At 72.9% G+C, this 1,209-nt stretch carries 3 protein-coding genes; all 3 read right to left on the bottom strand.

Annotated elements, in window-relative coordinates; all coding sequences use genetic code 11:
• Window positions 1-345 (bottom strand): aggregation-promoting factor C-terminal-like domain-containing protein (locus tag VR44_RS12405; protein WP_045947511.1); only part of this gene is annotated, 345 nt, incomplete at its 3' end.
• 426 nt (window positions 346-771) lie between these two features.
• Window positions 772-1,041, bottom strand: coding sequence for a hypothetical protein (locus VR44_RS12400; protein WP_045947512.1), 270 nt, complete (start codon window positions 1,039-1,041; stop codon window positions 772-774).
• A partial coding sequence (locus VR44_RS12395; RefSeq protein ID WP_045947510.1) for a DUF6400 family protein occupies window positions 1,028-1,209 on the bottom strand: 182 nt, incomplete at its 5' end. The genes VR44_RS12400 and VR44_RS12395, both read right to left, overlap by 14 nt.

Below are 1,209 nucleotides of genomic sequence, written 5' to 3'. Positions count from 1 at the left end.
GTTCATGTAGTCCAGGCCCCACTTGATCTGGGTGGCCGGGTTGGTCTTCCAGTCGGCGCCGGCCGAGGACATCTTCGACGCGGGCAGGGCCTGGACCAGGCCGTAGGCGCCGGAGGAGGAGTTGGTGGCGGTGTAGTCCCAGCCGCTCTCGTGGGTGACGATCTTGTCGAAGGCCGCGAACTGCGCCGGGTCCTTGATCATCTGCTGGGCGATCGCCTTGGCGCTCGTCGGGGCGGCCTGCGCGGGGACGGTGGCGAGCATCGAGCCCGCGACGCCCAGGGCGAGGACGGTACCGGCGAAGGTCTTCTTCGAAGCGGCGATGCGGCGGATGACGGCGTTGGACACGGAGGAACCTTCCGACGGGGACAAGGACGGTCGCGGCGCACGCCGGAGCGTGCGGGAGCCACTCACACGGGGGAGGGGTTCATCGGGCGGGGGGCGGTGCGCCCCGGCCGCCTCGGCGACAACACCAGTTAGCCAGGCCGCCGGCGCCCTGGCAACGCCCCCCTCCTACTAGCGCCCTTCGGGGCACGGTCGGAAGGTCCCGCCCGGCCGGGAGGGTGTTCCGCCTGGTGGGGGCCGGTGGGGCGGGGGTGCGGCGGGGCTACTAGGCGGGGCCGGATGTGACCTGGGTCCTGTGGGCCGCCTCACCGCCGGGCACCCTGAATGTCACCTTACGTATCGGCTCGTACCCCCTCGGGTGCGTGTCCCAGGCCACTTCCGCCCGGCGAATCGAAGGAAACGGACGCGCCGGACGCGGCTTTCCGAGCCCTACGGCTCCCGGGCCGGCCGCGGCAGGCCGCTGGTCACCCGGCTCCACAGGGAGCGGGTGGCGCCGAAGCCGGTCTCGTGCGTCCAGACGTGGGTGCAGCCGGGGCACTGGAGGTGGAGGAGGCTGCCCTTGTTGGAGAGCAGGTAGCGCCAGTGCAGGGAGCAGGTACGGCGCTCGGCGCACGGCTCGCAGTCCCGGGTGTCCGCACAGCCGGGGCAGGGGACCCACGCCCGGCGGCCGATGTCGGCCTGAGGGTCAAGCGGCAGCATGGCCGCCACCGCGCACGGGCAGGACGTCGGCCGCCACCAGCTCGTCGTACACGCGCTGCTGCTCCGGGTCGAGGCCGGAGTAGAGCAGGTCGTACGCCTCCTCCTCCCCCCTCAGCACTTCCAGCGGGTCCCAGTCGGGGCCCAGCGCGGCCATCACCTGGGCGCGCC

The organism is Streptomyces katrae, from assembly GCF_000966975.1.
In the GTDB taxonomy this organism is placed as follows: Bacteria; Actinomycetota; Actinomycetes; order Streptomycetales; family Streptomycetaceae; genus Streptomyces; species Streptomyces katrae.
This window is presented reverse-complemented; position numbering and strand designations above follow the sequence as displayed.

Excerpts from the sequence above, each read along its gene's own strand:
- VR44_RS12400 (WP_045947512.1), bottom strand. The coding sequence starts at position 1,041 with ATGCTGCCGCTTGACCCTCAGGCCGACATCGGCCGCCGGGCGTGGGTC.